At 64.8% G+C, this 23,346-nt stretch carries 24 protein-coding genes; 15 read left to right on the forward strand and 9 right to left on the reverse strand.

Annotated elements, in window-relative coordinates; translation table 11 throughout:
- Positions 1 to 12 precede the first annotated feature (12 nt).
- Positions 13 to 1,311: a pyridoxal phosphate-dependent aminotransferase gene (locus tag U5817_RS18215; protein WP_246262324.1), complete on the reverse strand. Its 1,299-nt coding sequence runs from the start codon at positions 1,309 to 1,311 to the stop codon at positions 13 to 15.
- 165 nt (positions 1,312 to 1,476) lie between these two features.
- Here U5817_RS18215 and U5817_RS18220 point away from each other — a divergent pair, with 165 nt between their 5' ends.
- From U5817_RS18220 to U5817_RS18245, 6 genes are all read left to right on the forward strand, one after another.
- Positions 1,477 to 1,854 (forward strand): Mth938-like domain-containing protein, encoded by a 378-nt coding sequence (locus U5817_RS18220; protein ID WP_407278336.1) that lies wholly within the window; start codon positions 1,477 to 1,479, stop codon positions 1,852 to 1,854.
- Between the two features lie 113 nt (positions 1,855 to 1,967).
- Positions 1,968 to 2,432, forward strand: coding sequence for a peroxiredoxin (locus U5817_RS18225; RefSeq protein WP_169129814.1), 465 nt, complete (start codon positions 1,968 to 1,970; stop codon positions 2,430 to 2,432).
- Positions 2,433 to 2,472: 40 nt separating this feature from the next.
- On the forward strand, positions 2,473 to 3,879 hold the full coding sequence (locus U5817_RS18230) for a PhoH family protein (RefSeq protein ID WP_169129815.1): 1,407 nt from the start codon (positions 2,473 to 2,475) through the stop codon (positions 3,877 to 3,879).
- Between the two features lie 131 nt (positions 3,880 to 4,010).
- Positions 4,011 to 5,909 carry a DUF294 nucleotidyltransferase-like domain-containing protein gene (locus U5817_RS18235; RefSeq protein WP_407278337.1) on the forward strand — a complete coding sequence of 633 codons (1,899 nt, stop codon included), beginning with the start codon at positions 4,011 to 4,013 and terminating at the stop codon, positions 5,907 to 5,909.
- A complete protein-coding gene (locus U5817_RS18240; protein ID WP_169129825.1) occupies positions 5,906 to 6,550 on the forward strand; it encodes a PolC-type DNA polymerase III in 645 nt (214 codons plus the stop codon). The genes U5817_RS18235 and U5817_RS18240 overlap by 4 nt, the downstream gene beginning before the upstream one ends.
- Before the next feature lie 23 nt (positions 6,551 to 6,573).
- Positions 6,574 to 7,125 (forward strand): C40 family peptidase, encoded by a 552-nt coding sequence (locus U5817_RS18245; RefSeq protein WP_169129827.1) that lies wholly within the window; start codon positions 6,574 to 6,576, stop codon positions 7,123 to 7,125.
- A 275-nt stretch (positions 7,126 to 7,400) separates the two neighbouring features.
- Here U5817_RS18245 and icd read toward each other — a convergent pair whose 3' ends face one another.
- Both icd and U5817_RS18255 read right to left on the reverse strand, forming a co-directional pair.
- Positions 7,401 to 8,645 carry an NADP-dependent isocitrate dehydrogenase gene (icd, locus tag U5817_RS18250; protein WP_407278338.1) on the reverse strand — a complete coding sequence of 415 codons (1,245 nt, stop codon included), beginning with the start codon at positions 8,643 to 8,645 and terminating at the stop codon, positions 7,401 to 7,403.
- Between the two features lie 313 nt (positions 8,646 to 8,958).
- Complete coding sequence (locus U5817_RS18255) at positions 8,959 to 11,196, reverse strand: NADP-dependent isocitrate dehydrogenase (protein ID WP_407278339.1); 2,238 nt, start codon at positions 11,194 to 11,196, stop codon at positions 8,959 to 8,961.
- A 310-nt stretch (positions 11,197 to 11,506) separates the two neighbouring features.
- On the opposite strand from U5817_RS18255, the gene aceK reads away from it, so the two are divergent.
- On the forward strand, positions 11,507 to 13,276 hold the full coding sequence (gene aceK, locus U5817_RS18260; RefSeq protein ID WP_407278340.1) for a bifunctional isocitrate dehydrogenase kinase/phosphatase: 1,770 nt from the start codon (positions 11,507 to 11,509) through the stop codon (positions 13,274 to 13,276).
- A 2-nt stretch (positions 13,277 to 13,278) separates the two neighbouring features.
- On the opposite strand, the gene soxZ is transcribed toward aceK, so the two are convergent.
- Positions 13,279 to 13,590: a thiosulfate oxidation carrier complex protein SoxZ gene (gene soxZ / locus U5817_RS18265; protein ID WP_169129837.1), complete on the reverse strand. Its 312-nt coding sequence runs from the start codon at positions 13,588 to 13,590 to the stop codon at positions 13,279 to 13,281.
- A complete protein-coding gene (soxY, locus tag U5817_RS18270; RefSeq protein ID WP_407278341.1) occupies positions 13,587 to 14,054 on the reverse strand; it encodes a thiosulfate oxidation carrier protein SoxY in 468 nt (155 codons plus the stop codon). The genes soxZ and soxY overlap by 4 nt, the downstream gene beginning before the upstream one ends.
- 112 nt (positions 14,055 to 14,166) lie before the next feature.
- Between soxY and U5817_RS18275 the strand changes: the two genes are divergently transcribed.
- Together U5817_RS18275 and U5817_RS18280 are read left to right on the forward strand one after the other, a co-directional pair.
- Entirely contained in the window at positions 14,167 to 14,487 is a 321-nt protein-coding gene (locus tag U5817_RS18275) for a c-type cytochrome (protein WP_407278342.1), read from the forward strand.
- Entirely contained in the window at positions 14,484 to 15,758 is a 1,275-nt protein-coding gene (locus U5817_RS18280; protein ID WP_407278344.1) for an FCSD flavin-binding domain-containing protein, read from the forward strand. The genes U5817_RS18275 and U5817_RS18280 overlap by 4 nt, the downstream gene beginning before the upstream one ends.
- A gap of 19 nt (positions 15,759 to 15,777) precedes the next feature.
- On the opposite strand, the gene U5817_RS18285 is transcribed toward U5817_RS18280, so the two are convergent.
- From U5817_RS18285 to coaBC, 3 genes are read right to left on the reverse strand one after another with little or no spacing between them, the layout of a single operon-like run.
- Positions 15,778 to 16,230, reverse strand: a complete 453-nt coding sequence (locus tag U5817_RS18285; RefSeq protein ID WP_211167163.1) for an NUDIX domain-containing protein — start codon at positions 16,228 to 16,230, stop codon at positions 15,778 to 15,780.
- Positions 16,230 to 16,679: a dUTP diphosphatase gene (gene dut, locus U5817_RS18290; RefSeq protein WP_018990826.1), complete on the reverse strand. Its 450-nt coding sequence runs from the start codon at positions 16,677 to 16,679 to the stop codon at positions 16,230 to 16,232. Before dut ends, U5817_RS18285 begins: the two co-directional genes overlap by 1 nt.
- A gap of 8 nt (positions 16,680 to 16,687) precedes the next feature.
- Positions 16,688 to 17,884, reverse strand: a complete 1,197-nt coding sequence (coaBC, locus tag U5817_RS18295) for a bifunctional phosphopantothenoylcysteine decarboxylase/phosphopantothenate--cysteine ligase CoaBC (RefSeq protein ID WP_407278345.1) — start codon at positions 17,882 to 17,884, stop codon at positions 16,688 to 16,690.
- Positions 17,885 to 17,931: 47 nt separating this feature from the next.
- Here coaBC and radC point away from each other — a divergent pair, with 47 nt between their 5' ends.
- The 3 genes from radC to rpmG all read left to right on the forward strand — a co-directional run bounded on the left by radC (position 17,932) and on the right by rpmG (position 19,167).
- Entirely contained in the window at positions 17,932 to 18,609 is a 678-nt protein-coding gene (gene radC, locus U5817_RS18300) for a DNA repair protein RadC (protein WP_407278346.1), read from the forward strand.
- 113 nt (positions 18,610 to 18,722) lie between these two features.
- Entirely contained in the window at positions 18,723 to 18,959 is a 237-nt protein-coding gene (rpmB, locus tag U5817_RS18305; RefSeq protein WP_050416864.1) for a 50S ribosomal protein L28, read from the forward strand.
- A 40-nt stretch (positions 18,960 to 18,999) separates the two neighbouring features.
- Positions 19,000 to 19,167 carry a 50S ribosomal protein L33 gene (rpmG, locus tag U5817_RS18310; protein WP_018990830.1) on the forward strand — a complete coding sequence of 56 codons (168 nt, stop codon included), beginning with the start codon at positions 19,000 to 19,002 and terminating at the stop codon, positions 19,165 to 19,167.
- A gap of 133 nt (positions 19,168 to 19,300) precedes the next feature.
- Here the strand turns inward: rpmG and U5817_RS18315 are convergent, their stop codons facing one another.
- Positions 19,301 to 19,504, reverse strand: coding sequence for a cold-shock protein (locus U5817_RS18315; protein WP_018990831.1), 204 nt, complete (start codon positions 19,502 to 19,504; stop codon positions 19,301 to 19,303).
- A gap of 419 nt (positions 19,505 to 19,923) precedes the next feature.
- Between U5817_RS18315 and clpS the strand changes: the two genes are divergently transcribed.
- The 3 genes from clpS to rraA all read left to right on the forward strand — a co-directional run bounded on the left by clpS (position 19,924) and on the right by rraA (position 23,150).
- The gene (gene clpS, locus U5817_RS18320) at positions 19,924 to 20,232 is read left to right on the forward strand and encodes an ATP-dependent Clp protease adapter ClpS (RefSeq protein ID WP_169129844.1); all 309 of its coding nucleotides are present in this window, start codon (positions 19,924 to 19,926) and stop codon (positions 20,230 to 20,232) included.
- 2 nt (positions 20,233 to 20,234) lie between these two features.
- On the forward strand, positions 20,235 to 22,511 hold the full coding sequence (gene clpA / locus U5817_RS18325; RefSeq protein WP_169129845.1) for an ATP-dependent Clp protease ATP-binding subunit ClpA: 2,277 nt from the start codon (positions 20,235 to 20,237) through the stop codon (positions 22,509 to 22,511).
- 159 nt (positions 22,512 to 22,670) lie between these two features.
- The gene (rraA, locus tag U5817_RS18330; protein WP_169129846.1) at positions 22,671 to 23,150 is read left to right on the forward strand and encodes a ribonuclease E activity regulator RraA; all 480 of its coding nucleotides are present in this window, start codon (positions 22,671 to 22,673) and stop codon (positions 23,148 to 23,150) included.
- Positions 23,151 to 23,346: the final 196 nt, after the last annotated feature.

A 23,346-nucleotide genomic window follows, 5' to 3' on the forward strand; every position in this document is an offset into this window, starting at 1 on the left:
AAACGGGGTGCTTCAGGTGCCGTGACGCTTGCGATAGCTTTCGAGGAAGCGCGCGACCCGTCCGATCGCGTCGCGCAGGTCGTCCTCGTGCGGCAGGAATACGAGGCGGAAGTGGTCCGGGTGCGGCCAGTTGAAGCCGGTGCCCTGCACCAGCAGCACGCGCTCCTGCTCGAGCAGTTCGGCGATGAAGGCCTGGTCGTCCTCGATCGGGTAGATCCTGGGATCGAGCTTCGGGAACATGTACAGCGTCGCCTTCGGCTTGACGCAGCTCACGCCGGGGATCGCGGTGATCAGCTCGTAGGCGAGGTCGCGCTGGCGGCGCATGCGCCCGCCCTCGGCAACGAGGTCGTCGATGCTCTGGTAACCGCCCAGCGCCGTCTGGATCGCATACTGCCCGGGCACGTTCGCGCACAGGCGCATCGAGGCGAGCATGTTGAGCCCCTCGATGTAGTCCTGGGCGTGGCGCTTGTCGCCGCACACGACCATCCAGCCGGCGCGGTAGCCGCAGGAGCGGTAGTTCTTCGACAGGCCATTGAACACGATGGTCAGCACGTCTTCCGACAGCGCGGCCATGGAAGTGTGGGTGACGCCATCGTAGAGAACCTTGTCGTAGACCTCGTCGGCATAAACGATCAGCCCGAATTCACGCGCCAGATCGATGATGCCGCGCAGGATCTCGTCCGGATACAGCGCGCCGGTCGGGTTGTTCGGGTTGATGACGACGATGGCGCGCGTGTTCGGGGTGATGCGCGCGCGCATGTCGTCGAGGTCGGGCAGCCAGCCGTTGGCCTCGTCGCACAGGTAATGCACGGGACGGCCGCCCGACAGGCTAACTGCTGCGGTCCACAGCGGGTAATCCGGCGCCGGGACGAGCACTTCGTCGCCGACGTTGAGCAGCGCGTTCATCGCCATCACGATCAGCTCGGACACGCCGTTGCCGATGTAGATGTCCTCGATCGTCACACCCTTGATGTGTTTCTGCTGGGTGTAGTGCATCACCGCCTTGCGCGCCGCGAAGATGCCCTTGGAATCCGAGTAGCCCGCCGAATTCGGCAGGTTGCGGATCATGTCCATCTGGATCTCTTCGGGGGCGTCGAAGCCGAACGCGGCGAGGTTGCCGATGTTCAGCTTGATGATCTTGTGGCCCTCGTCTTCCATCTGCTTGGCGCGGGTGAGGACCGGGCCACGGATGTCATAGCAGACGTTGGCGAGCTTGGCGGACTTGCGAACCTGCGGGAGCCGCGGGGCTTCAGCCTGCCCCTTCGTTTGTTCGGGCGGGACAGCAACCCGCAGTTTCGGCTCGACGCTCATCGCACTCTGTCCTTTCTTTCGCATGTTCCACTCCGCGCCGGACTCCCGGCGCGCCGTCGCCCCCGGACCGCACGGGCATGCCGCTGCCGGTGGGCCGGAAAACCAAAAGAATGTATCTTATCCAAGCCTGTATCCCCCGGCAATTTTGCCGACCGAGCGAATCCCATGAAGCTGAACCTCCAACAGAACGCAGACCTCAACGTCCTGACCGGCTACGGCACGGACCACCTCATGATCAACAAGGAACGGCACGACGGAAATACGCTGGTCGCCGCCGACCGTATCGTTGCCGGCTGGGCGCCGGGCGGTTTCGAAGGCCTGAGCGCCGACGATTTCACGGTGGTGTGCGAGATGCGGCCCGAAGTGGTGCTCATCGGCACCGGCAGCCGCCAGCGCTTCCCCGCGCCGCAGGTGCTGCGCCCGCTGATCGAGGCGCGAATCGGCTTCGAGATCATGGACTTGCCGGCGGCCTGCCGCACCTACAACATCCTCGCGGCCGAGGGCCGCTCGGTCGTCGCGGCGCTGCTCTTCGACCCGGCCTGAGGACGAGGGCGCGGCCGGAACACCGCCGGCTGCGCCGTCCGCATCACGCAGCCGTTGTCATCCCCCCGGCTCCTCCGCTACGCTGATCGCGACAACCGACAACGGAGAGCCCCATGAACACGACAAACACGGCTTCCGCGGCCGACTTCACCCTGCCCGCGACCGGCGGCGCGAGCATCACCCTCTCGGCCCTGCGCGGGCGCAAGCTCGTGCTGTACTTCTACCCGAAGGACAACACACCCGGCTGCACCAACGAAACCGCCGACTTCCGCGACCACCACACGGCATTCCAGGCCGCCGGCTGCGAGGTGTTTGGCATTTCGCGCGACAGCCTGAAGTCGCACGAGAACTTCAAGGCCAAGCTCGGCCTTCCCTTCGAGCTGATCTCCGATCCCGAGGAAGTTGCCTGCAACGCCTTCGGCGTCATCAAGATGAAAAACATGTATGGGAAACAGGTGCGCGGCATCGAGCGCAGCACCTTCGTCATCGACGCCGACGGCGTTGTGCGCCGCGAGTGGCGCGGCGTCAAGGTGGCCGGCCATGCGCAGGAAGTGCTGGATTTCGTGAACAGCCTGTAACTCCCCCGTTCAACCTGACGACCCGAGCTTCAACCACGCCATGACCAAACGCGCGCCCCGCAGCCGGAACACCAAGCTCTTCGTCCTCGACACCAACGTGCTGATGCACGATCCCACCAGCCTGTTCCGCTTCGAGGAGCACGACGTGTTCGTGCCGATCATGACGCTGGAGGAACTGGACAACAACAAGAAGGGCATGTCCGAAGTCGCCCGCAACGCGCGCCAGGCGAGCCGCACGATGGACGAGATCGTGAGCTCCTGCCCGGCGGACATCGCCGACGGCATCGACCTCAAGGCGCCCTCGCGGGAGCTTGCGACGGGCAAGCTCTTCCTGCAGACGGAGGCGATCAACCTGGCCCTGCCGGCGGCCCTGCCGACCGCGAAGGGCGACAACCAGATCCTCGCCGTGGTGATGCATCTGGCCGAGCGCTTCCCCAAGCGGCCGGTGATCCTGGTGTCGAAGGACATCAACATGCGCATCAAGGCCCGCGCGCTGGGCCTCGACGCGCAGGACTACTTCAACGACAAGGTGCTGGAGGATACCGACCTCCTCTACACCGGCTGGCGCGAACTGCCGGCGGACTTCTGGGACACCCATGGCAAGGGGATGGAGTCCTGGAAGGAGGAAGGACGGACCTACTACCGCATCAAGGGTCCCCTCGCGACCAGCATGATGGTCAACGAGTTCGTCTTCCAGGACGGAGAATCGCCGCTGCAGGCGTGGGTGAAGGGGCGGGACGGGCGCAGCGTCCTGATCGAGACGCTGGTCGACTACGCGCACAACAAGAACAACGTGTGGGGCATCACGGCGCGCAACCGCGAACAGAACTTCGCGCTGAACCTGCTGATGAATCCGGAAATCGACTTTGTCACCCTGCTCGGCCAGGCAGGCACCGGCAAGACGCTGCTGACGCTCGCCGCCGCCCTGACGCAGGTGCTCGAAGCCAAGCGCTACTCCGAGATCATCATGACCCGCGTGACCGTTCCGGTCGGCGAGGACATCGGCTTCCTTCCGGGCACCGAGGAAGAGAAGATGGCGCCGTGGATGGGCGCGCTCGAGGACAACCTCGACGTGCTCAACGGCACGACGGGCGAAGGCGGTGACTGGGGCCGCGCAGCGACGCGCGACCTGATCCGCTCGCGCATCAAGATCAAGAGCCTGAACTTCATGCGCGGACGCACCTTCATCAACAAGTTCCTGATCATCGACGAGGCGCAGAACCTGACGCCCAAGCAGATGAAGACGCTGATCACGCGCGCCGGCCCCGGCACCAAGGTGGTGTGCCTCGGCAACATCGCGCAGATCGATACGCCCTACCTCACCGAAGGCAGCTCCGGCCTCACCTTCGTCGTCGACCGCTTCAAGGACTGGCCGCACTCCGGCCACATCACCCTGCAACGCGGCGAGCGCTCGCGCCTGGCCGACCACGCCGCCGAAGTGCTCTGACACCAGCCGGGGCGGGGCATCCGCCTGCCCCCGTCGATACCCACATGCCACGCATGGAATTTGCCCTGGATCATCCCGGCCAGCCGGGATGCGTCCTATAATGCGCAGGTTTTTTGCCTGCAAAAGCCCTCATGCCCGCTGCCGCCTCGGAAATGCTGGTCGGAGCCAGTTCGGACTTCCTCACGCGCTTCTCCCCGTTCAACCGGATGGAGCCGGAGGCGCTCGGATTCCTCGCCGAGCGCGCGACCCTGGCCTTCCACGCACGCGGCAGCGAGATCCTGACCCCGGAGATGGGGCAGCCGACGCACTTCCACATCGTGCAGCGCGGCAAGGTACAGGCCCGCCAGCTCGGCCCGACAAGCGTCACCGACTACGCCGCGATGACGCTCGGACCGGGCGAATGCTTCCCGATCGGCGCGATCTCGGCGCAGCGCCCCTCGACCAACGCCTATGTGGCCGTCGAGGACAGCTTCGTATTCCAGTTGCCGGCGGAAGACTTCCTCAAGCTCATGCAGATGAGCCCTGTCTTCCACGTCTTCTGCACCCAGTACATCGCCAGCCTGCTCAACCAGTCGCGCCAGCAGCTGCAGAGCACCTTCGCGCAGCGTGCCGCGGAACAGCAGACAATGACGACGCCGCTCGGCCAACTGGTGAAGAAGGAGCCGATCTTCGTCGCGCCCGACAGCTCGATCCGCGCAGCGCTCGAGAAGATGTCGGAGATGCGCATCGGCTGCATGGTGATCGCCGACGCCGAGCACAAGCCGATCGGCATCCTCACGCAGAGCGACCTGCTGCCCCGCGTCGTGCTGCCGGGCATCGACCTCCAGCGCCCGATCCGCGACGTGATGACTGCGACGCCGCACGTGATGTCCGCGTCCGATTCGGCCTACGATGCCGCCCTCGAGATGGCAACGCACGGCGTGCGCCATCTGCTGGTGGTCGATTCGGAGGGGCGGCTGAAGGGAGTGGTGTCGGAGCGCGACCTGTTCACGCTGCAGCGCATCGGCTTGCGCCAAGTCCGCTCCAGCATCGAAGGCGCGGACGACCTCGAAGCCCTGCAACGCGCCAGCCGCGACATCCGCCAGCTCGCGCTCAACCTCATCGCCCAGGGCATCGGGGCGGAGCAACTGACGCAATTCATCTCGGCGCTCAACGATGCGCTGACCTGCCGCATCATCGACCTCGCGCGCGCGCGACACGAGCTTTACGGCATCGACTACGCCTGGCTGGCCTTCGGCTCGGAAGGCCGCCACGAGCAGACCCTGTCCTCCGACCAGGACAACGGCATCATCTATGTCTGCCCCGAAGGCGCGGACCAGGACGCGCTGAAGAACCGCCTGCTGGCCTGCGCGAAAGAGGTGAACGAGAACCTCGCCGCCTGCGGCTTCCCGCTGTGCAAGGGGAACATCATGGCGAGCAACCCCGAGCTGTGCCTCACGCTCGAGGAATGGAAGGGACGCTTCGGCGACTGGATCCGCGAACCGGACCCGCAAGCCCTGCTCAATGCGACGATCTTCTTCGACTACCGTGTGCTGTGCGGCAATGAGCGCCTCGGCGACCAGCTGCGCGCGTGGCTCAACCGCACCGCCAAGGCCTATTCCAATTTCCTGCGCCTGATGGCGTCGAATGCGCTGCAGGTCGCGCCGCCACTCGGGCGCATCCGCGATTTCGTCGTCGAGGAAAACGGCACCATCGATCTGAAGAAGTCGGGGGCACGCCTGTTCGTCGACGTCGCGCGCATCCTCGCGCTGCGCGCCGACGTCGCATCGAGCAGCACCGTGCAGCGCCTGCGTCAGGCGGGCACCCGCATGGGCATGCCGGCCGAGGAGATCGCCGCGCTGATCGACGGCTTCCACTTCATCCAGCTGCTGCGCCTGCGCTCGCAGCACCTCGACACCGAACACGACGCCCCGGGTGACAATCGCATCAACCCGGACGCACTCAACGAACTCGACCGGCGCATCCTCAAGGAAGCTTTCCGGCAGGCCCGCAAGCTGCAACTGCGGCTGAAGCTCGACTACCAGCTATGAACTGGCTCACCCGCCTGCTCAGCAACCGCACGGACACGGCCACGCTCGACGTCGCGCTGCGCGACGCCATTGCGAACTGGGAGGCGCTTGCCGCACCGGACTTGGGCACTGCCCACTTTGAGACCCGCTACGTCGTCATCAACACCGAGGCGAGCGGACTGGACCTGGACAAGGACCGCCTGCTCGCAGTCGCCGCGATCGCGATCGACCGCGAACACCTCTCGCCGCACGACAGCTACTACGCGCCGCTGGAACCCGATGCGGCAACCGCGCTGACGAACCTGCTGACGTTTGCCGGCAAGGGCCCGGTCGTGGTCTTCAACGCGTCGTTCAACCGCAGCCTGCTCGAACGCGCGCTAGACGAGCACCTCCGCCTTACCCCGGACTGGACCTGGCTGGATCTGCACTGGATCCTGCCCGCCCTCTACGACGAACACATCGACAGACCAGCCCGCCTTGGCGACTGGATGAAGGCCTTCGGCATCGAGACCTTCCAGCGCCACCACGCGCTGGGCGACGCCTGGGCGATTGCACAGCTGATGCTGGCCGCACAGGCGCGCGCACGCACTCTCGGTCTGAACACCCCACGCAGCCTGGCGGATCTGGAACACAGCCGTCGACAACTGAGGCGCCACGGATGAATCGTTATTCTCCCGCACGACCCATGCATCAACGCCTGACAAGCCTTCTGATCATTTTTTTCGCCACAGCAACCCTGCTGATCACGCCCCCAGCCGGCGCAGTCGAGACACCTGCATCCGCTGACCGGCCCACCGAGGAGTCCTCGTCGCTGGGCAGCTACGGTACGGCGGCGCAGAACCTCATCAACCAGGGTATGGAGTACCTCGGGATCCGTTATCGCTTCGGCGGCAGCTCGCCCGAGACCGGCCTCGACTGCAGCGGACTCGTCCAGAACGTCTTTCGCAACGCCCTCGGCCTCGACCTGCCGCGCGCTGCGCGCGACATGGCCAAAGTCGGCGACAAGGTCGGCATCAAGGAGCTCAAGCCGGGCGACCTGGTGTTCTTCAACACGATGCGCAAGGCTTTCTCGCATGTCGGCATCTACGTCGGCGACGGCCGTTTCCTGCACGCCCCTTCGAGCGGCGGCGAAGTGCGCATCGACGAGATGAGCCAGAGCTACTGGGCCAAGCGCTTCAACGGCGCGCGCCGTATGGTTCCGGAAGGCGGCGACCTGCATCTGCCACAGGCCAACTGAACTGCACGTTCTCGACCGCTTGCGAAAGCGGCGGGGCATCCCAAGCACGGACCCTCCACGAGGGCGATAGCGGCCCCGCATGATCAACAGCGGATTCGGCCTGCGTCCGATCTGCAAGGAAGAGGTTGACGGGAAGTCCCTTGGGGATCAACTTACGGCCGGACTTGCACCCGCAGGAGTGCGCCCATGCTGGGCGCACACGAAAAAAACCGCCCGCCTTGCGGCGAGCGGTTCTCGTCGGGTTGGATATTCGAGCCTGGCTCGAGATCGGTGGCTTACATGCGCGCGATCATCGCGTCGCCGAAGGCCGAGCAGGACACTTCCTGCGCCCCCTCCATCAGGCGCGCGAAGTCGTAGGTCACGACCTTGTCGCCGATCGCCGCCTCCATGCCCTTGATGACCAGGTCTGCGGCTTCCTTCCAGTCGAGGTGGCGCAGCATCATCTCGGCCGACAGGATCAGCGAGCCGGGATTGACCTTGTCGAGCCCGGCATACTTCGGCGCAGTGCCGTGGGTTGCCTCGAAACACGCGTACTGGTCGGAGATGTTCGCGCCCGGCGCGATGCCGATACCGCCGACCTGGGCTGCCAGCGCATCGGAGATGTAATCGCCGTTGAGGTTGGTGGTCGCGATCACGTCGTACTCGGCCGGACGCAGCAGGATCTGCTGCAGGAATGCGTCGGCGATCGCATCCTTGATGACGATCTCGCGGCCGGTCTTCGGGTTCTTGAACTTGCACCACGGTCCGCCGTCGATCGGCTGCGCGCCGAACTCGTCCTGCGCGACCTTGTAGCCGGTATCACGGAACAAACCTTCCGTGAACTTCATGATGTTGCCCTTGTGCACCAGGGTCACCGACTTGCGGTCGTTGTCGATCGCGTACCTGATCGCCGCACGCACGAGGCGAGTCGTACCTTCCACCGACACCGGCTTGATACCGATGCCCGAGGTCTCGGGGAAGCGGATCTTCTTCACGCCCATCTCGTTCTGCAGGAAGGCGATGACCTTCTTCACCTGCTCCGAGCCGGACGCCCACTCGATGCCCGCGTAGATGTCCTCGGTGTTCTCACGGTAGATAACCATGTCGGTCAGCTCCGGGTTCTTCAGCGGCGAGGGCACGCCCTTGAAGTAGCGCACCGGACGCACGCACTGGTACAGGTCCAGTTCCTGGCGCAGCGCCACGTTCAGCGAACGAATGCCGCCGCCGACGGGGGTCGTCATCGGTCCCTTGATCGAGACCGAGTATTCCTTCAGCGCGTCGAAAGTCTCCTTCGGCAGCCACTCGTCCGGGCCGTACAGCTGGGTCGATTTCTCGCCCGCGTAGACTTCCATCCAGTGGATTTTTTTCTTGCCGCCGTATGCCTTCGCGACCGCCGCGTCGATGACCTTGATCATCACCGGCGTGATATCGACGCCGATCCCGTCGCCCTCGATGAAGGGGATGATCGGTTGGTCGGGAACTGCCTGGCCGGGAACGATCTTCTGGCCGCCTGCGGGAACCTTGATCTTGGATGTGCTCATGCCTACTCCCTCTTCGTGTGGATGTGTCTCGCTCTGTTCGGCTCGTCGCCGAAAACCCTTGGCTTGCAGCTGGGAGGCATCTCGCAGGCCGAGCATTGAATCGCTCTGCCACCCGGATCTGCCGCCCCAATCCAGCGCATGATTATGGCGCAAAAATGCCGGAGCGGTCCCGCGCGAGGATGATCCGGGCCATGCACCGCAGCGGCAGCGCGGCGTGCACGGAGAACCAAGGCGAAAAAAAACCAGCGCAGTGCGCTGGTTCTTTCGCATTGCCGGCCACGCCCGATCGGGGCGTGACCGCCGCAAGCCGACGTCAGGCATTCACGGCAGCAAGCACCGCGTTGAGCGTCGCGCTCGGACGCATCACCGCCTCGGTCTTGGCCGGATCGGCATAGTAGTAGCCGCCGATATCCACCGGCTTGCCCTGCACCGCGCTGAGTTCGGCGACGATCTTCTGCTCGTTCTCGGCCAGCGACTTCGCCAGCGGCGCGAAGCGGGCCTTCAGCGCCGCATCCTCATTTTGCGCGGCCAGCGCCTCGGCCCAGTACATGGCGAGGTAGAAGTGGCTGCCGCGGTTGTCGATCTGGCCGGTGCGGCGCGACGGCGACTTGTCGTTGTCGAGCAGCTTGCCGGTCGCCTCGTCGAGCGTCTTGGCGAGCAGCTTGGCCTTGGCGTTGCCGGTCTTGATACCCATGTCCTCGAGCGACACCGCCAGCGCGAGGAACTCGCCCAGCGAATCCCAGCGCAGGTGGTTTTCCTCGACCAGCTGCTGCACGTGCTTGGGCGCCGAACCGCCCGCGCCGGTCTCGTACATGCCGCCACCGGCCATCAGCGGGACGATCGACAGCATCTTGGCGCTGGTGCCCAGTTCCATGATCGGGAAGAGGTCGGTCAGGTAGTCGCGCAGGATGTTGCCGGTCACCGAGATGGTGTCGAGGCCGCGAGCCACACGCTCCAGGGTGAAGCGCATCGCGCGCACCTGCGACATGATCTGGATATCCAGACCGCTCGTATCGTGATCCTTCAGGTACTTCTGCACCTTCTTGATCAGTTCGTTCTCGTGCGGACGGTAGGGGTCGAGCCAGAAGATCGCCGGCATGCCGGAGTTGCGCGCGCGCGTGACCGCGAGCTTGACCCAGTCGCGGATCGGTTCGTCCTTCACCTGGCACATGCGCCAGATGTCGCCCTCTTCGACGTTCTGCGACATCAGCACTTCACCGGTGTCGAGGTCGGTGATGTTGGCAACACCGGCTTCGGGGATCTCGTAGGTCTTGTCGTGCGAACCGTACTCCTCCGCCTTCTGCGCCATCAGGCCGACGTTCGGCACCGTACCCATCGTGGCGGGGTCGAAGTTGCCGTGCCACTTGCAGAAGTTGATCATCTCCTGATAGATGCGGGCGAAGGTCGATTCCGGCATCACCGCCTTGCAGTCGTACTGCTTGCCGTCGGCGCCCCACATCTTGCCGCCGCCACGGATCATCGCGGGCATCGAGGCGTCGACGATGATGTCGTTGGGCGAATGGAAGTTGGTGATTCCCTTGGCCGAATCGACCATCGCCAGACGCGGGCGATGCTCCTGGCAGGCATGCAGGTCGCGGATGATCTCGTCGCGCTTGGACTCGGGCAGCGTGTCGATCTTCTCGTACAGCGTGGCCATGCCGTTATTGACGTTGATGCCCAGCTCGTCGAACAGCTTTCCGTGCTTCTCGAAGGCTTCCTTGTAATAGATCTTCACGCAGTGGCCGAAGACGATCGGGTGCGAGACCTTCATCATCGTCGCCTTCACATGCAGCGAGAACAGGATCCCAGCTTCGCGGCAGTCGTCGAGCTGCTGCTCGTAGAACTCGCACAGCGCCTTCTTGCTCATGAACATCGAATCGATGATTTCGCCGTCCAGCAGCGCGACCTTCGGCTTCAGCACCACGGCCTTGCCGCTCTTCGTGATGAGTTCCATCTTCACGTTGCGCGCGCGGTCGAGCGTCATCGACTTTTCGCCGTGGTAGAAGTCCCCGTGCTCCATGTGCGAGACGTGGGTCTGCGACCACTGCTTCCACTCGCCCATCGAGTGCGGGTGCTTCTTCGCGTAGTTCTTGACCGCCGCAGGCGCGCGACGATCGGAGTTGCCTTCGCGCAGCACCGGGTTCACCGCGGAACCGAGGCACTTGCCGTAACGGACCTTCAGAGCCTTCTCCTCCTCGGTCGTCGGGTTCTCCGGATAGTCCGGGATCGCGTAGCCCTTCGACTGGAGTTCCTTGATGCAGGCAATCAGCTGCGCGACGGAGGCGCTGATGTTCGGCAGCTTGATGATGTTGGTGTCCGGGTCCTGGGTCAGGCGACCGAGTTCGGCGAGGTTGTCGGGAACCTTCTGCGCGTCGGTCAGGCAATCCGAGAATTCAGCCAGCACGCGGGCGGCGACCGAGATGTCGCTCTTCTGGATCGTCACACCGGCCGGCGCCGTGAACGTCTCGATGATCGGCAGCAGCGAATAGGTCGCCAGCAGGGGCGCCTCGTCGGTGAGCGTGTAGATGATCGTCGAACTCTTGTCTGTCATGCATTTCTCCCGGATTATTTCTATATGGCGCGAAGCCAGGCCGACCCTTGAACCGACCGAAGTACGCCCCTTCACTGGGGGATCGCACCCGGACCTTTTAAGACAGTTGGTGATTATAAACCTGCCCCGCCAGCAGTTTGTCGCAATTCCGATAAAACAGGTCTTATATAAGATAAAAGATGTTTCAGAGAGCCATCGCACCGGGCCGGAACCAGCCGTTCCTGCCCGGCGATGGCGCGGATTGACGGGCGCGCTAGAATCGAGGGCGGTTGTCCTGTTGCCACGCGGTCATCACCGTGACGAGGTAGCCATGGAAGCTCCGACGGGAGAAAACGTCCTTGCCCAGTCGATCGCACAAGCCCTGATCGAGGGCTTCAACAAGCACTACCGCATCTTCCGCGAGACCTCCCGGCGCGCGAAGGAGAGCTTCGAAGCGGCCGAGTGGCAGGCGCAGCTCGCCGCGGTGCGCGACCGCGTGCAGTTCTACGACGACCGCGTCGAAGAGACGGTACGCCGCCTGCACGAGGAGTTCGATGCCGATTCCGTCGATGACGACACCTGGCAGCAGGCCAAGCTCCACTACATCGGCATCCTCATTCGCCACAAGCAGCCGGAGCTCGCCGAGACCTTCTTCAATTCGGTGTGCTGCAAGATCCTTCACCGCACCTACTTCAACAACGACTACCTGTTCGCGCGCCCGGCCATCTCCACCGAATACATGGAGTCCTACCCGCCCGTGTACAGCAGCTACTACCCGCGCGATGTCGGCCTGCGCGCGACCGTGCGCCGCATCGTCGAAGACTTCGACTGGCAGCGCCCGTTCGAGGACCTCGACCGCGACATCGACCTGATCCTGCACACGGTGCACCGCCATCTCGGCGAATGGCCCGACATGGAGGTGAACTGCCAGATCCAGGTACTGTATTCGGCCTTCTACCGCAACAAGACGGCCTACATCATCGGCAAGGGCATCAACGGCTACCAGGAATATCCCTTCGCGATCGCCGTGCGCCACAACGCCTCGGGGCGGCTCGAGATCGACACCATCCTGCTCGACCCGTGGCGCATCTCGGTGCTGTTCTCGCTGTCGCGCGCCTACTTCCTCGTCGACATGGAAGTACCGTCCGGCTACGTCCAGTTCCTGCGCTCGATCATGCCCAACAAGCACCGCTCGGAGCTCTACACCATGCTGGGCCTGGGCAAGCAGGGCAAGACGATGTTCTTCCGCGACCTCATCGCCCATCTGCGCCACTCCAACGACCAGTTCGTGATCGCGCCGGGCATCCGCGGCATGGTCATGCTCGTCTTCACGCTGCCCTCGTATCCCTACGTGTTCAAGGTCATCAAGGACGTGTTCGGTTCCTCGAAGAACACGGACCGCGCGACCATCAAGCGCAAGTACCTGATGGTCAAGCGCGTCGACCGCGTGGGCCGGATGGCCGACACGCTGGAGTTCTCCAACGCGGCCCTGCCGCTGGCGCGCTTCCACCCCGAACTGCTCGAGGAGCTGCGCACCCTGGCGCCGACGACCTACGAGATCGAAGGTGATTCGGTGATCATCAAGCACCTGTACATCGAGCGCCGCATGACCCCCCTCAACATCTACCTTGAGCGCTCCAGCGACGAGCAGGTCGAGGACGCGGTGCGCGAGTACGGCAACGCGATCCGGGAGATGGCGACGGCGAACATCTTCCCGGGCGACATGCTGTGGAAGAACTTCGGCGTCACGCGCTACGGCCGGGTCGTGTTCTACGACTACGACGAGATCGAGTACATGACGGATATGAACTTCCGCCATATCCCGGAGGCGCCCTATCCGGAGATGGAGATGTCGAGCGAGCCGTGGTACTCCGCCGGCCCGATGGACGTCTTCCCCGAGGAGTTCGCGACCTTCCTGCTAGGCGCACCGCGCGTGCGCCAGGCCTTCCTGAAACACCACCGCGACCTGCTGACGCCGGCCTTCTGGCAGCGCACCCAGGCGTCGATCCGCAGCGGTCACGTCGAGGACTTCTTCCCTTACCCCGAAGAGCTGCGCTTCTGCCACCAGCACGCGGCGCAGGAGCGCAGCAGCGCCGCCTGAAGCTACGTGACGCGAATGGTGTCGCTGCGCGTACCGCCGAGGTTGTCGCGCCAGCTCACGACGATCTCGTCGCCCGGCGCACCGCCGGCGATGCTGAAGGCCAGATAGGGATTCGTCGACACCGAAGGACCGAAATCAGCCTCCAGCACGATCTCGCCATTGCGCTGCACGCCCACCTCGGTGATGAAGTGCGCCGGGATGAGCTTGCCCTCGGCATCCTTGCGCAAACCGTTCTCCATCGGATGCGACATCAGCATGCGCAACTCCGTGACGCCGTCCCTGAGCGTTGCGCGGATGCGCGTCGGCGCGCTCATGTCCCGCACCCCCCGACCGTCACCGTGACCTCCCGCCGTGCGACGAAGAGGCGCCCTTCGGCCTTCACCAGCGCATGCACGCGCGTCGAGCGCGCCATCTTGACGCGAGTCTGGATCGCCGGCGCCATCGCCCCGGAGAGGCGGAAACTGGCCGCAACCTTGTACGGATTCTCCTCGATCAGGATCACGATCTGCTCCGTCCGCGGAATGTCGCTGGCCACCGAAATCGTCACCGCACGGCCGTCCTCGGCCACATCCGGCGCCGCAATGCGGACCGCAGCGCTCTCCGCTGCATCCTGGGCGCCGAGCGCGCGCAGGGCATCGTCGAGGGTCGCGGCCTCGAACACGCCCCCGTTCCTCGCATCCCAAGCCTGCGCCGGCGCTGCGATTCCGACCGCCGCCAGCACTGACCAGACCCCCACCGCGCCGCCCGCCTTCAGCACATCCCTGCGCCGACTATCCATCCCTGCTCCCGAAAATCCACTCGCTTTCACCGCCGCGGACGTCGTCCGGAGGCGCCTGACACGCGCGCTATACTGCGCAGTCCGCGCTCGCGCCACCGCATGGAGAACGTCCGTGACCGGCAAGTTTACCCTCGCCGCCTTGTGCCTGCTTGCCGGCACCGCTCATGCCGCCTCCCCCGCCGCCACCGATGCGCGCAACCTTGCCGCCAACTGCACTCCCTGCCACTCGGCCGACACTCCCGAGCCGAACGCGATCCCGCGCATCGCCGGCCTGCCCGCGGCGAAGATCCTGCATCGGCTGCAGGCCTTCCGCAACGGCGAGGCACCCGCGACCGTCATGCACCAGATCGTGCGCGGCTACAGCGACCATGAGCTCGCGCTCATTGCCAACCATCTCGCCATCCCTGCTATCCCGGCATCCGACAAGCGATGAACCGACGCCGATTCCTGAGCAGACTGGGCCTCGCGGCGACCATACCCGCCGCTTCCCTTCTTGGCGCGTGCTCGTCCCCGCCGCGCCGAGGCGCACCGCACGTCGTCGTGGTCGGCGGCGGCTACGGCGGCGCAACCACGGCGAAGTACCTGCGCATGTGGAGCGCGGGCGGGATCGAGGTCACGCTGATCGAACGCGCAGCGCGCTTCATTTCCTGCCCGATGTCCAACCTCGTCCTCGCCGGCCTGCGCAACATCGACGAGCTCACCGCAGACTACGAACGCCTGCGCACACGCTGGGGCGTGCGCATCGTCCTCGACGAAGTCTCCCATGTGGATGTCTCCCGACGCGAACTCCGCCTCGCACGCAACGGCGCTATCGGCTTCGACCGCGTCGTGCTGGCTCCGGGCGTGGACTTCCTCGCCGAGGAGGTTACCGGACTCGCCGGCAACTTCGAGCGCATTCCCCACGCCTGGAAGGCCGGCCCGCAGACCGAACTCCTGCGTCGGCAGATTGAAGCAATGCCCGAAGGCGGCGTGTTCGCGCTGCACGTCCCGAAGTCGCCCTACCGCTGCCCGCCCGGCCCCTACGAACGGGCCTGCCTCGTCGCACAGTATCTGCGTGCCCGCAAGCCGCGCGCGAAGCTGCTCCTGCTCGACGCCAACAGCGAGATCCAGTCCAAGAAGGCGCTCTTCGCCGCGAGCTTTGCCGGACCATACAAGGACATCATCGAATATCGCCCCGACAGCACGCTCCTGTCGGTCGACGCCCGGACCCTGAGCGCCGAACTCGAATTCGACCGGATCCGCGCCGATGTCCTCAACATCGTCCCCCCGATGCGCGCGGGGCGCCTCGCGGACGCGCTAGGCATCCCCCTGACCAACGGTCGCTGGATCGATGTCGATTGGCGCACGATGGAAGTGCGCGGCCTTCCCGGCATCCACGCCATCGGCGACGCGGTACTCGCCGCACCGGGCATGCCGAAGTCGGGCCACATCGCGAACCAGCAGGCCAAGCTCGCCGCCGCCGCGATCATGGAGCTCCTCGCCGGCCGTACGCCGAACCCCGTCCCGACGCTGTTGAACACCTGTTACAGCTTCGTCGACGACCGCAACGCGATCCACGTCGCGACCGTGCACCGTTACGACGCCACCCAAGGAACCGTCCTGCCCGTCGCCGGCGCGGGCGGCCTGTCGTCGGCGGCGAGCGAAGAGGAAGGCCGCTACGCCGAAGCGTGGGCACGGAACATCCGTGCCGACATGCTGGCCTGAAACGCCGGCGCGCCCCTCATTACCTCTCGATAGCGCCCCGGTCGGGTGCCTGCCAGCCCAGCTCCAGCAGCCACGGCCCTTCCCCCGCAGCCAGCGCGTCGCGCACATAGGCCACCGTATTCGCCGGCAGCCCCCCACGCGGGAACCAGCCCAGCGCATCGCACTTGTCCGGTTCGCAAATGCGCGGCTCGCCCGACCACGCCTTGGCGCGAAGGAAGAAATCGACCCGGTTCGTGTCCGAGCGGCGATGCACGACGCCCATGTTTGCCAAGGCCGCCGGGTCGATCACGATCCCGAGCTCCTCGCGCATCTCGCGCACCGCGGTGCGGGCCAGCGATTCGCCCGACTCGACGTGCCCCCCGGGCAGGCTGAAGAGCCCGTCGAAGAAGCCCGTACCGGCGCGGCGCATCAGCAGGATCCCGCCCTCGCGTTCGAGCAGGACATGCACCCCGACGGGAATCCCCGCATGCATCAATGCTTGCCGGTGCTGCCGAACCCGCCCTCGCCGCGATCGCTTTCCGGGAATTCATCGACGACGTTGAAGCCGACCTGCAGCACCGGCACCACGACCAGTTGCGCGATACGCTCCATCGGCTGCAGCGTGAAACTCGCGCGGCCGCGGTTCCACACCGATACGAAGATTTGCCCCTGGTAGTCGGAATCGATCAGGCCGACCAGATTGCCCAGCACGATCCCGTGCTTGTGTCCGAGCCCCGAGCGCGGCAACACCATCGCGGCGAGCCCGGGATCGGCGAGGTGAATGGCCAGGCCGCTCGGGATGAGCGTGGAGTCGCCCGGGTGAAGCGTCACCGGCGCATTCAGGCAGGCGCGCAGGTCCAGCCCGGCAGAACCCGGCGTGGCGTAGGACGGCTTGTGATCGCGCAAGCGATCGTCGAGGATCTTGACGTCGATTCGGTGCATTTTCGCTCTCAGTTGGCAGCCGTCTTCAGCAGACCGGCCAGATGTTCGACGATCCTGCGCGCGACCTCGGTCTTGGGTGCGCGCTCGAGCGGATGGCGGCCCGCGTCGTCGTACAGGATCACCAGGTTGTCGTCGCTGCCCAGACCATCCTGCACCAGGTTGCCCACCAGCATCGGCAGGCGCTTGGCCCGCCGCTTGCCTTCCGCGTAGGCATCCAGGTCGCGGCTCTCCGCAGCAAAGCCGACGCAGAACGGCGCATTCTCGCGCGCAGCGACCTCGGCCAGGATGTCGGGATTGGGCGTGAGCCGCAGCGTCATCTCGGCAGACGACTTCTTCACCTTGTGCTCGGCAGCCTCGGCCGGACGATAGTCGGCCACCGCCGCGACGCCAATGAATACGTCCGCCCCCGGCAGCGCCGCCATCACCACATCGCGCATCTGCAGGGCGCTGCGCACGTCCTCGCGGCGCGCCCCCGTCGGCACGGGCAGCCCCGTCGGGCCGCTCACCAGCACGACTTCCGCACCGGCGCGCACGCAGGCCTGGGCCAGCGCATAGCCCATCTTGCCCGAGCTGGTGTTCGTGATCCCGCGCACCGGGTCGATCGCCTCGAAGGTCGGCCCGGCAGTCAGGACCACCTTGCGCCCCGCGAGCAGCTTGGGCTGGAAGAACGCGATCACGTGCTCGAGCAGCTCCTCCGGCTCCAGCATGCGCCCCATGCCCACTTCCCCGCACGCCTGGTCGCCGGCGGCCGGCCCGAAAACCGTCACCCCGTCAGCGACCAACTGCGCCACGTTCCGTTGGGTGGCCGGGTGCTCCCACATCTGGCGGTTCATCGCCGGCGCAACCAGCAACGGGCACTCGCGTGCGAGGCATAGCGTACTCAGCAGGTCGTCGGCCCGCCCCTGCACCAGCTTGGCCATCACATCCGCCGTCGCCGGCGCGATCAGCACCGCATCCGCACCGCGCGTGAGATCGATGTGCGCCATGTTGTTGTCCATGCGCGCATCCCACAGGTCCGTCCACACCCGATTGCCCGACAGCGCCTGGTAGGTCACCGGCGTCACGAAGCGTGCGCCGCCCTCGGTCAGCACGACGTGCACGTCCGCGCCGGCCTTGCCCAGCAGCCGCACGAGCTCCGCCGCCTTGTAGGCGGCCACCCCACCGGTCACGCCGAGGACCAGCTTGCGCCCTTTCAATTCGCACATGACATATGCCTTACAATTATTCGCTCACCCACAGACTGCCCCCCCACATGGCTATCACCGACTGGCCGGAAGACGAACGGCCGCGCGAAAAACTCCTCGGACGCGGGCCGGCGGCCCTCTCCGACGCCGAACTCCTCGCCCTGTTCCTGCGCGTCGGCGTCCGCGGCAAGAGCGCCGTCGATCTCGCCCGCGACCTGCTCGAGCGCTTCGGCTCACTCACCCGCCTGTGCGCCGCACCAGCAGGCGATTTCGCTGCAGTGCCCGGCATGGGGCTCGCGAAGTATGCCCAACTGCAGGCGGTCATGGAACTGGCGCGACGCGCCCTGAGCGAAGAGATGGCCACGCGCGACGTGTTCGACTCACCGTCCGCGGTGCGCGACTGGCTGCGACTGCGCATCGGCAGCCTGCCGCACGAGGTCTTCTGCGTACTGCTGCTTGACGCCCGCAATCGCCTGATCGAGGCCGTCGAGCTCTTTCGCGGAACCCTGACGCAGACCAGCGTCTACCCTCGCGAGGTGGTCAAACTCGCCCTCTCGCGCAACGCCGCGGCCGTAATCCTCGCGCACAACCACCCCTCCGGCGCCAGCGAACCGAGCGCCGCCGACGAGTTGCTGACCCGCAACCTCAAGCAGGCGCTCGACCTCGTCGACGTGCGCGTCCTCGACCACTTCATCGTCACCGCCCACGCGCGCCCGCTCTCCTTCGCCGAACGCGGCTTGCTGTAACCCCCGCCTCGTGACACCGCCTTTCGCGGCAATCGCACTCGAGACTTGCCCCCTCGGGGGAACATCGGCTATTATCCTGCGTTTTCCGCAATCCGAATTCCCTGGAGCAACATATGGCTCGCGTTTGCCAAGTGACCGGTAAGGCACCGATGGTGGGAAACAACGTTTCCCACGCCAACAACAAGACCAAGCGTCGTTTCCTCCCGAACCTGCAAAACCGCCGGTTCTGGAGCGAAGCTGAAAACCGCTGGATCCGCCTGCGCGTGTCCAACGCTGCACTGCGCACCATCGACAAGAAGGGCATCGACGTCGTCGTGTCCGAGCTGCGCGCCCGCGGCGAGAAAATCTGAGACACCGCGCGAACAGCGCAGCAACTGAACGGAGATTCAAATGGCTAAAGGCGGCCGCGAAAAGATCAAGCTGGAATCGACCGCAGGTACCGGTCATTTCTACACGACCTCGAAGAACAAGCGCACCACCCCGAACAAGCTCGAGTTCAACAAGTACGACCCCGTCGCACGCAAGCACGTCCTGTACAAGGAAGTGAAGCTGAAGTAAGCACCCTTGCAGGCTGCGGCCTGCTCCAGGGACGCAGCGTACAAAACAAGAGGCCGCCGGATCACTCCGGCGGCCTCTTGTTTTTCCTGAAGGCCTTTCGCTACGGCGTACGGCCTTCCGGACTAAAGGGACATCAGGCCTTCTGGATGTTAGAGGCCTGCTTACCCTTCGGACCCTGGGTGACTTCGAAGGAAACTTTTTCGCCTTCCTTCAGCGTCTTGAAGCCGGCCATATTGATCGCGGAGAAGTGAGCGAAAAGATCTTCGCTACCGTCGTCCGGAGTAATGAAGCCAAAACCCTTGGAGTCATTGAACCACTTAACGGTACCAGTTGCCATGTTGCCTTGATCCTTCAACAGATTACTTAAAACGATGCGGGGTCTCCCCCTTCAGTGCATGAATGCTCAGTGAAGCGTTACCAGTACTGCCAAGCCAGAGACCCCGAAAGCAGCCGAGACTACAGAACCAGTGCATTGAACTTTGCATCTCGCACCCGTCCTGCTTTTACGCATTTGTCAGCACAGCGTCAACAATTTCTTACCCGCGAAATTGCTGCAACGCAACGGCGGAAACGTCCTGAAAATGCCGATCTCGACTCGGTCTGCAGCTATTCCAACGCCGTTATCCGCCTCCCGCCATACGCTGCGCCGCAATATGCCGCTTGTCGCATCGGCGCACTTCCACACAAGCACGGAAGCCCTTCCGGGGCTGCCCGAGACTTGTTGCACTCCGCCTCCACTTGATTAGAATGGACCGCATGGCCACGCATAAACAGGGCGAGTACATACTCGAGGCGGAGCGCTCTCGCACCAAGCCCCCGCCCCTATACAAGGTGCTGTTGCTCAATGACGACTTCACGCCCATGGATTTCGTCATCGTTGTGCTGCAGAAATTTTTCGGCATGGACCGCGAACGGGCTACGCGGGTCATGCTCCAAGTCCACAGAGAGGGCATGGGGGTCTGCGGCGTCTTCGCGAAGGACGTCGCGGCGACCAAGGTGGAACAGGTCGTATCCTTCGCCCGTCAGCACCAGCATCCGCTGGCATGCGTGATGGAGGAAAACTGAGAATGATCGCGCAAGAGCTTGAAGTCAGTCTGCACATGGCGTTTGTCGAAGCCCGGCAAAAGCGGCATGAGTTCATCACCGTCGAACACCTGCTGCTCGCGCTGCTCGACAACCCCTCTGCAGCCGAGGTCCTGCGCGCCTGCGCAGCGAACGTCGAGGAGCTGCGTCGGGAACTGACGAATTTCATCAACGAGCACACCCCCAAGGTCGAAGGCACGGACGAGATCGACACGCAACCGACGCTCGGCTTCCAGCGCGTGATCCAGCGTGCGATCCTGCACGTCCAGTCATCGGGCAAGAAGGAAGTGACCGGCGCCAACGTGCTCGTGGCGATCTTCGGCGAGAAGGATTCGCACGCGGTGTATTTCCTGCAGCGGCAGAACATCTCGCGGCTGGACGTAGTGAATTTCATCTCGCACGGGATCTCGAAGTCCCCGCAGCAGGGGCAGCCGCCCGCGGGCAAGAGCGAGCCGCAGGAACAGGGCGAACAGGAAAGCGAGGGCGCGCAGGCCAACAGCGCACTCGAGAACTACACGCAGAACCTCAACCAGCAGGCCCTCATCGGCAAGATCGATCCGCTCATCGGGCGTGAACGCGAGCTCGAGCGGGTGATCCAGACGCTGTGCCGGCGGCGCAAGAACAATCCCCTGCTGGTCGGTGAGGCTGGGGTCGGCAAGACTGCGATCGCGGAAGGCCTGGCGCGCTGTATCGTCGAAGGCCGCATCCCGGAAGTGCTCGAAGGGGCGCAGGTATACGCACTGGACATGGGCGCCCTGCTCGCCGGCACCAAGTATCGTGGCGATTTCGAGCAGCGCCTGAAGGCCGTGCTGAAGCAGCTGCGCGAAACGCGCAACGCCATCCTGTTCATCGACGAGATCCACACGCTGATCGGCGCGGGCGCCGCGTCCGGCGGTACGCTGGATGCGTCCAACCTGCTCAAGCCGGCGCTCTCGTCGGGCCAGCTGAAGTGCATCGGCGCGACGACCTATTCCGAGTTCCGCCAGATCTTCGAGAAGGACCATGCGCTGTCGCGGCGCTTCCAGAAGGTCGACGTGACCGAGCCCTCGGTCGCCGAAACGGTGGAGATCCTGAAGGGACTCAAGAGCCGCTTCGAGGAGCACCACGGCGTCAAGTACTCGACCGCAGCGCTGAGCTCGGCTGCGGAGCTGTCCGCGCGCTACATCAATGATCGCCAGCTGCCCGACAAGGCCATCGACGTCATCGACGAAGCGGGCGCCGCGCAGCGTATCCTGCCCAAGTCGAAGCAGCGCAAGACGATCGGCAAGGGCGAGATCGAGGACATCGTCGCGAAGATGGCGCGCATCCCGCCACGCACCGTGTCGAGCGACGACAAGGCCGCGCTGAAGAATCTCGACCGCGACCTAAAGAACGTCGTGTTCGGTCAGGAAGCAGCGATCGAGGCGCTCGCCAAGGCGATCAAGATGTCGCGCTCCGGCCTGGGCAATCCGGCCAAGCCGATCGGCAGCTTCCTGTTCTCCGGCCCCACCGGCGTCGGCAAGACCGAGGTGGCGCGACAGCTCGCCTTCACGATGGGCATCGAGCTCGTGCGCTTCGACATGTCGGAATACATGGAGCGCCATGCGGTGAGTCGCCTGATCGGTGCGCCGCCGGGATACGTCGGCTTCGACCAGGGCGGCCTGCTGACCGAGCAGATCACGAAGAAGCCGCACTGCGTGCTCCTGCTCGACGAGATCGAGAAGGCGCACCCGGACATCTTCAACATCCTGTTGCAGGTGATGGACCACGGCACGCTGACCGACAACAACGGCCGGCAGGCGGACTTCCGCAACGTGATCATCATCATGACGACCAACGCCGGCGCGGAGATGATGCAGAAGTCGGTGATCGGCTTCTCGGCCAAGCGCGAAGTGGGCGACGAGATGGGCGAGATCAAGCGCATGTTCTCGCCAGAGTTCCGCAACCGGCTGGACGCGACGATCTCCTTCAAGCCACTCGACAACGAGATCATCCTGCGCGTGGTCGACAAGTTCCTCATGCAGCTCGAGGCGCAACTGCACGAGAAGAAGGTCGAGGCGCACTTCACCGACGAGCTCAAGGGCTGGCTGGCCTCCGAGGGCTTCGATCCGGTGATGGGCGCGCGGCCGATGGCACGCCTGATCCAGGACACGATCCGCTCGGCGCTCGCCGACGAGCTGTTGTTCGGACGCCTCGTGCATGGCGGCAAGGTGACGATCGATCTCGATGGCGAAGGGAAGGTGAAGCTGGTCTTCGACCAGACCGAAGCGGCCACCGTCTGAGCATCCGGACGCCGCTAACCCGGCGCAATCGGAAAGGGCGACCTGCGGGTCGCCCTTTTTTTGTGTGCCGTGCTGGTTTATCGTCCCACCCCGAACCACGCGCGAATTTGCGTGTGTCATCACCCCCTATCCACCGCCAGCAAACAAGGAAACGCAAGCATGGAAATCCAGACAGCCGACCTCTGCGACGCCCACGAAGGGAAACTCCGCATCGTGAGCCCGATGTTCCGCAGCTTCGGCGGCCGCGCCGCTTTCGGCGGCGAGATCGCGACGCTCAAGGTCTTCGAGGACAACTCGCTCGTGCGCACCGCGCTGGAGGGGCCGGGCAAGGACCGCGTGCTCGTGATCGACGGCGGCGCGTCGATGCGCTGTGCGCTGGTCGGCGACCAGTTGGCCCTGCTGGGGGTCAAGAACGGCTGGGCCGGCGTGATCGTGTATGGCTGCATTCGCGACTCGAAGGCGATCGGCGGCATGGACATCGGCGTGTTCGCGCTCGGCACCCATCCGCAGAAGAGCATCAAGAAGGGCGTCGGCGACAAGGATCTGGCGGTGACATTCGGCGGCGTCACTTTCGTGCCCGGACAGTTCGTCTACGCGGACGAGGACGGCGTCGTGGTTTCGGAATCGTCCCTGCTCTGAGCATCGCGGGGCCGGAGTGCATGCACCGGCCCCTGCCCACCCCTGCCCCACCCCTCCCTCTCGCTCCGCGCGGGCCGCCGCGGACCCGCAGCGCGTTCGGCGTGCAAGCCCGGCGATCCTGCCCGCGTCCCTGGCATCGCATGAGGAAAACTCGCGGCGGATCTTGCGCGTCGCAGCAGCGATTCATTTCACAACG

Source organism: Aromatoleum evansii (genome assembly GCF_045689615.1).
Lineage (GTDB): Bacteria > Pseudomonadota > Gammaproteobacteria > Burkholderiales > Rhodocyclaceae > Aromatoleum > Aromatoleum evansii.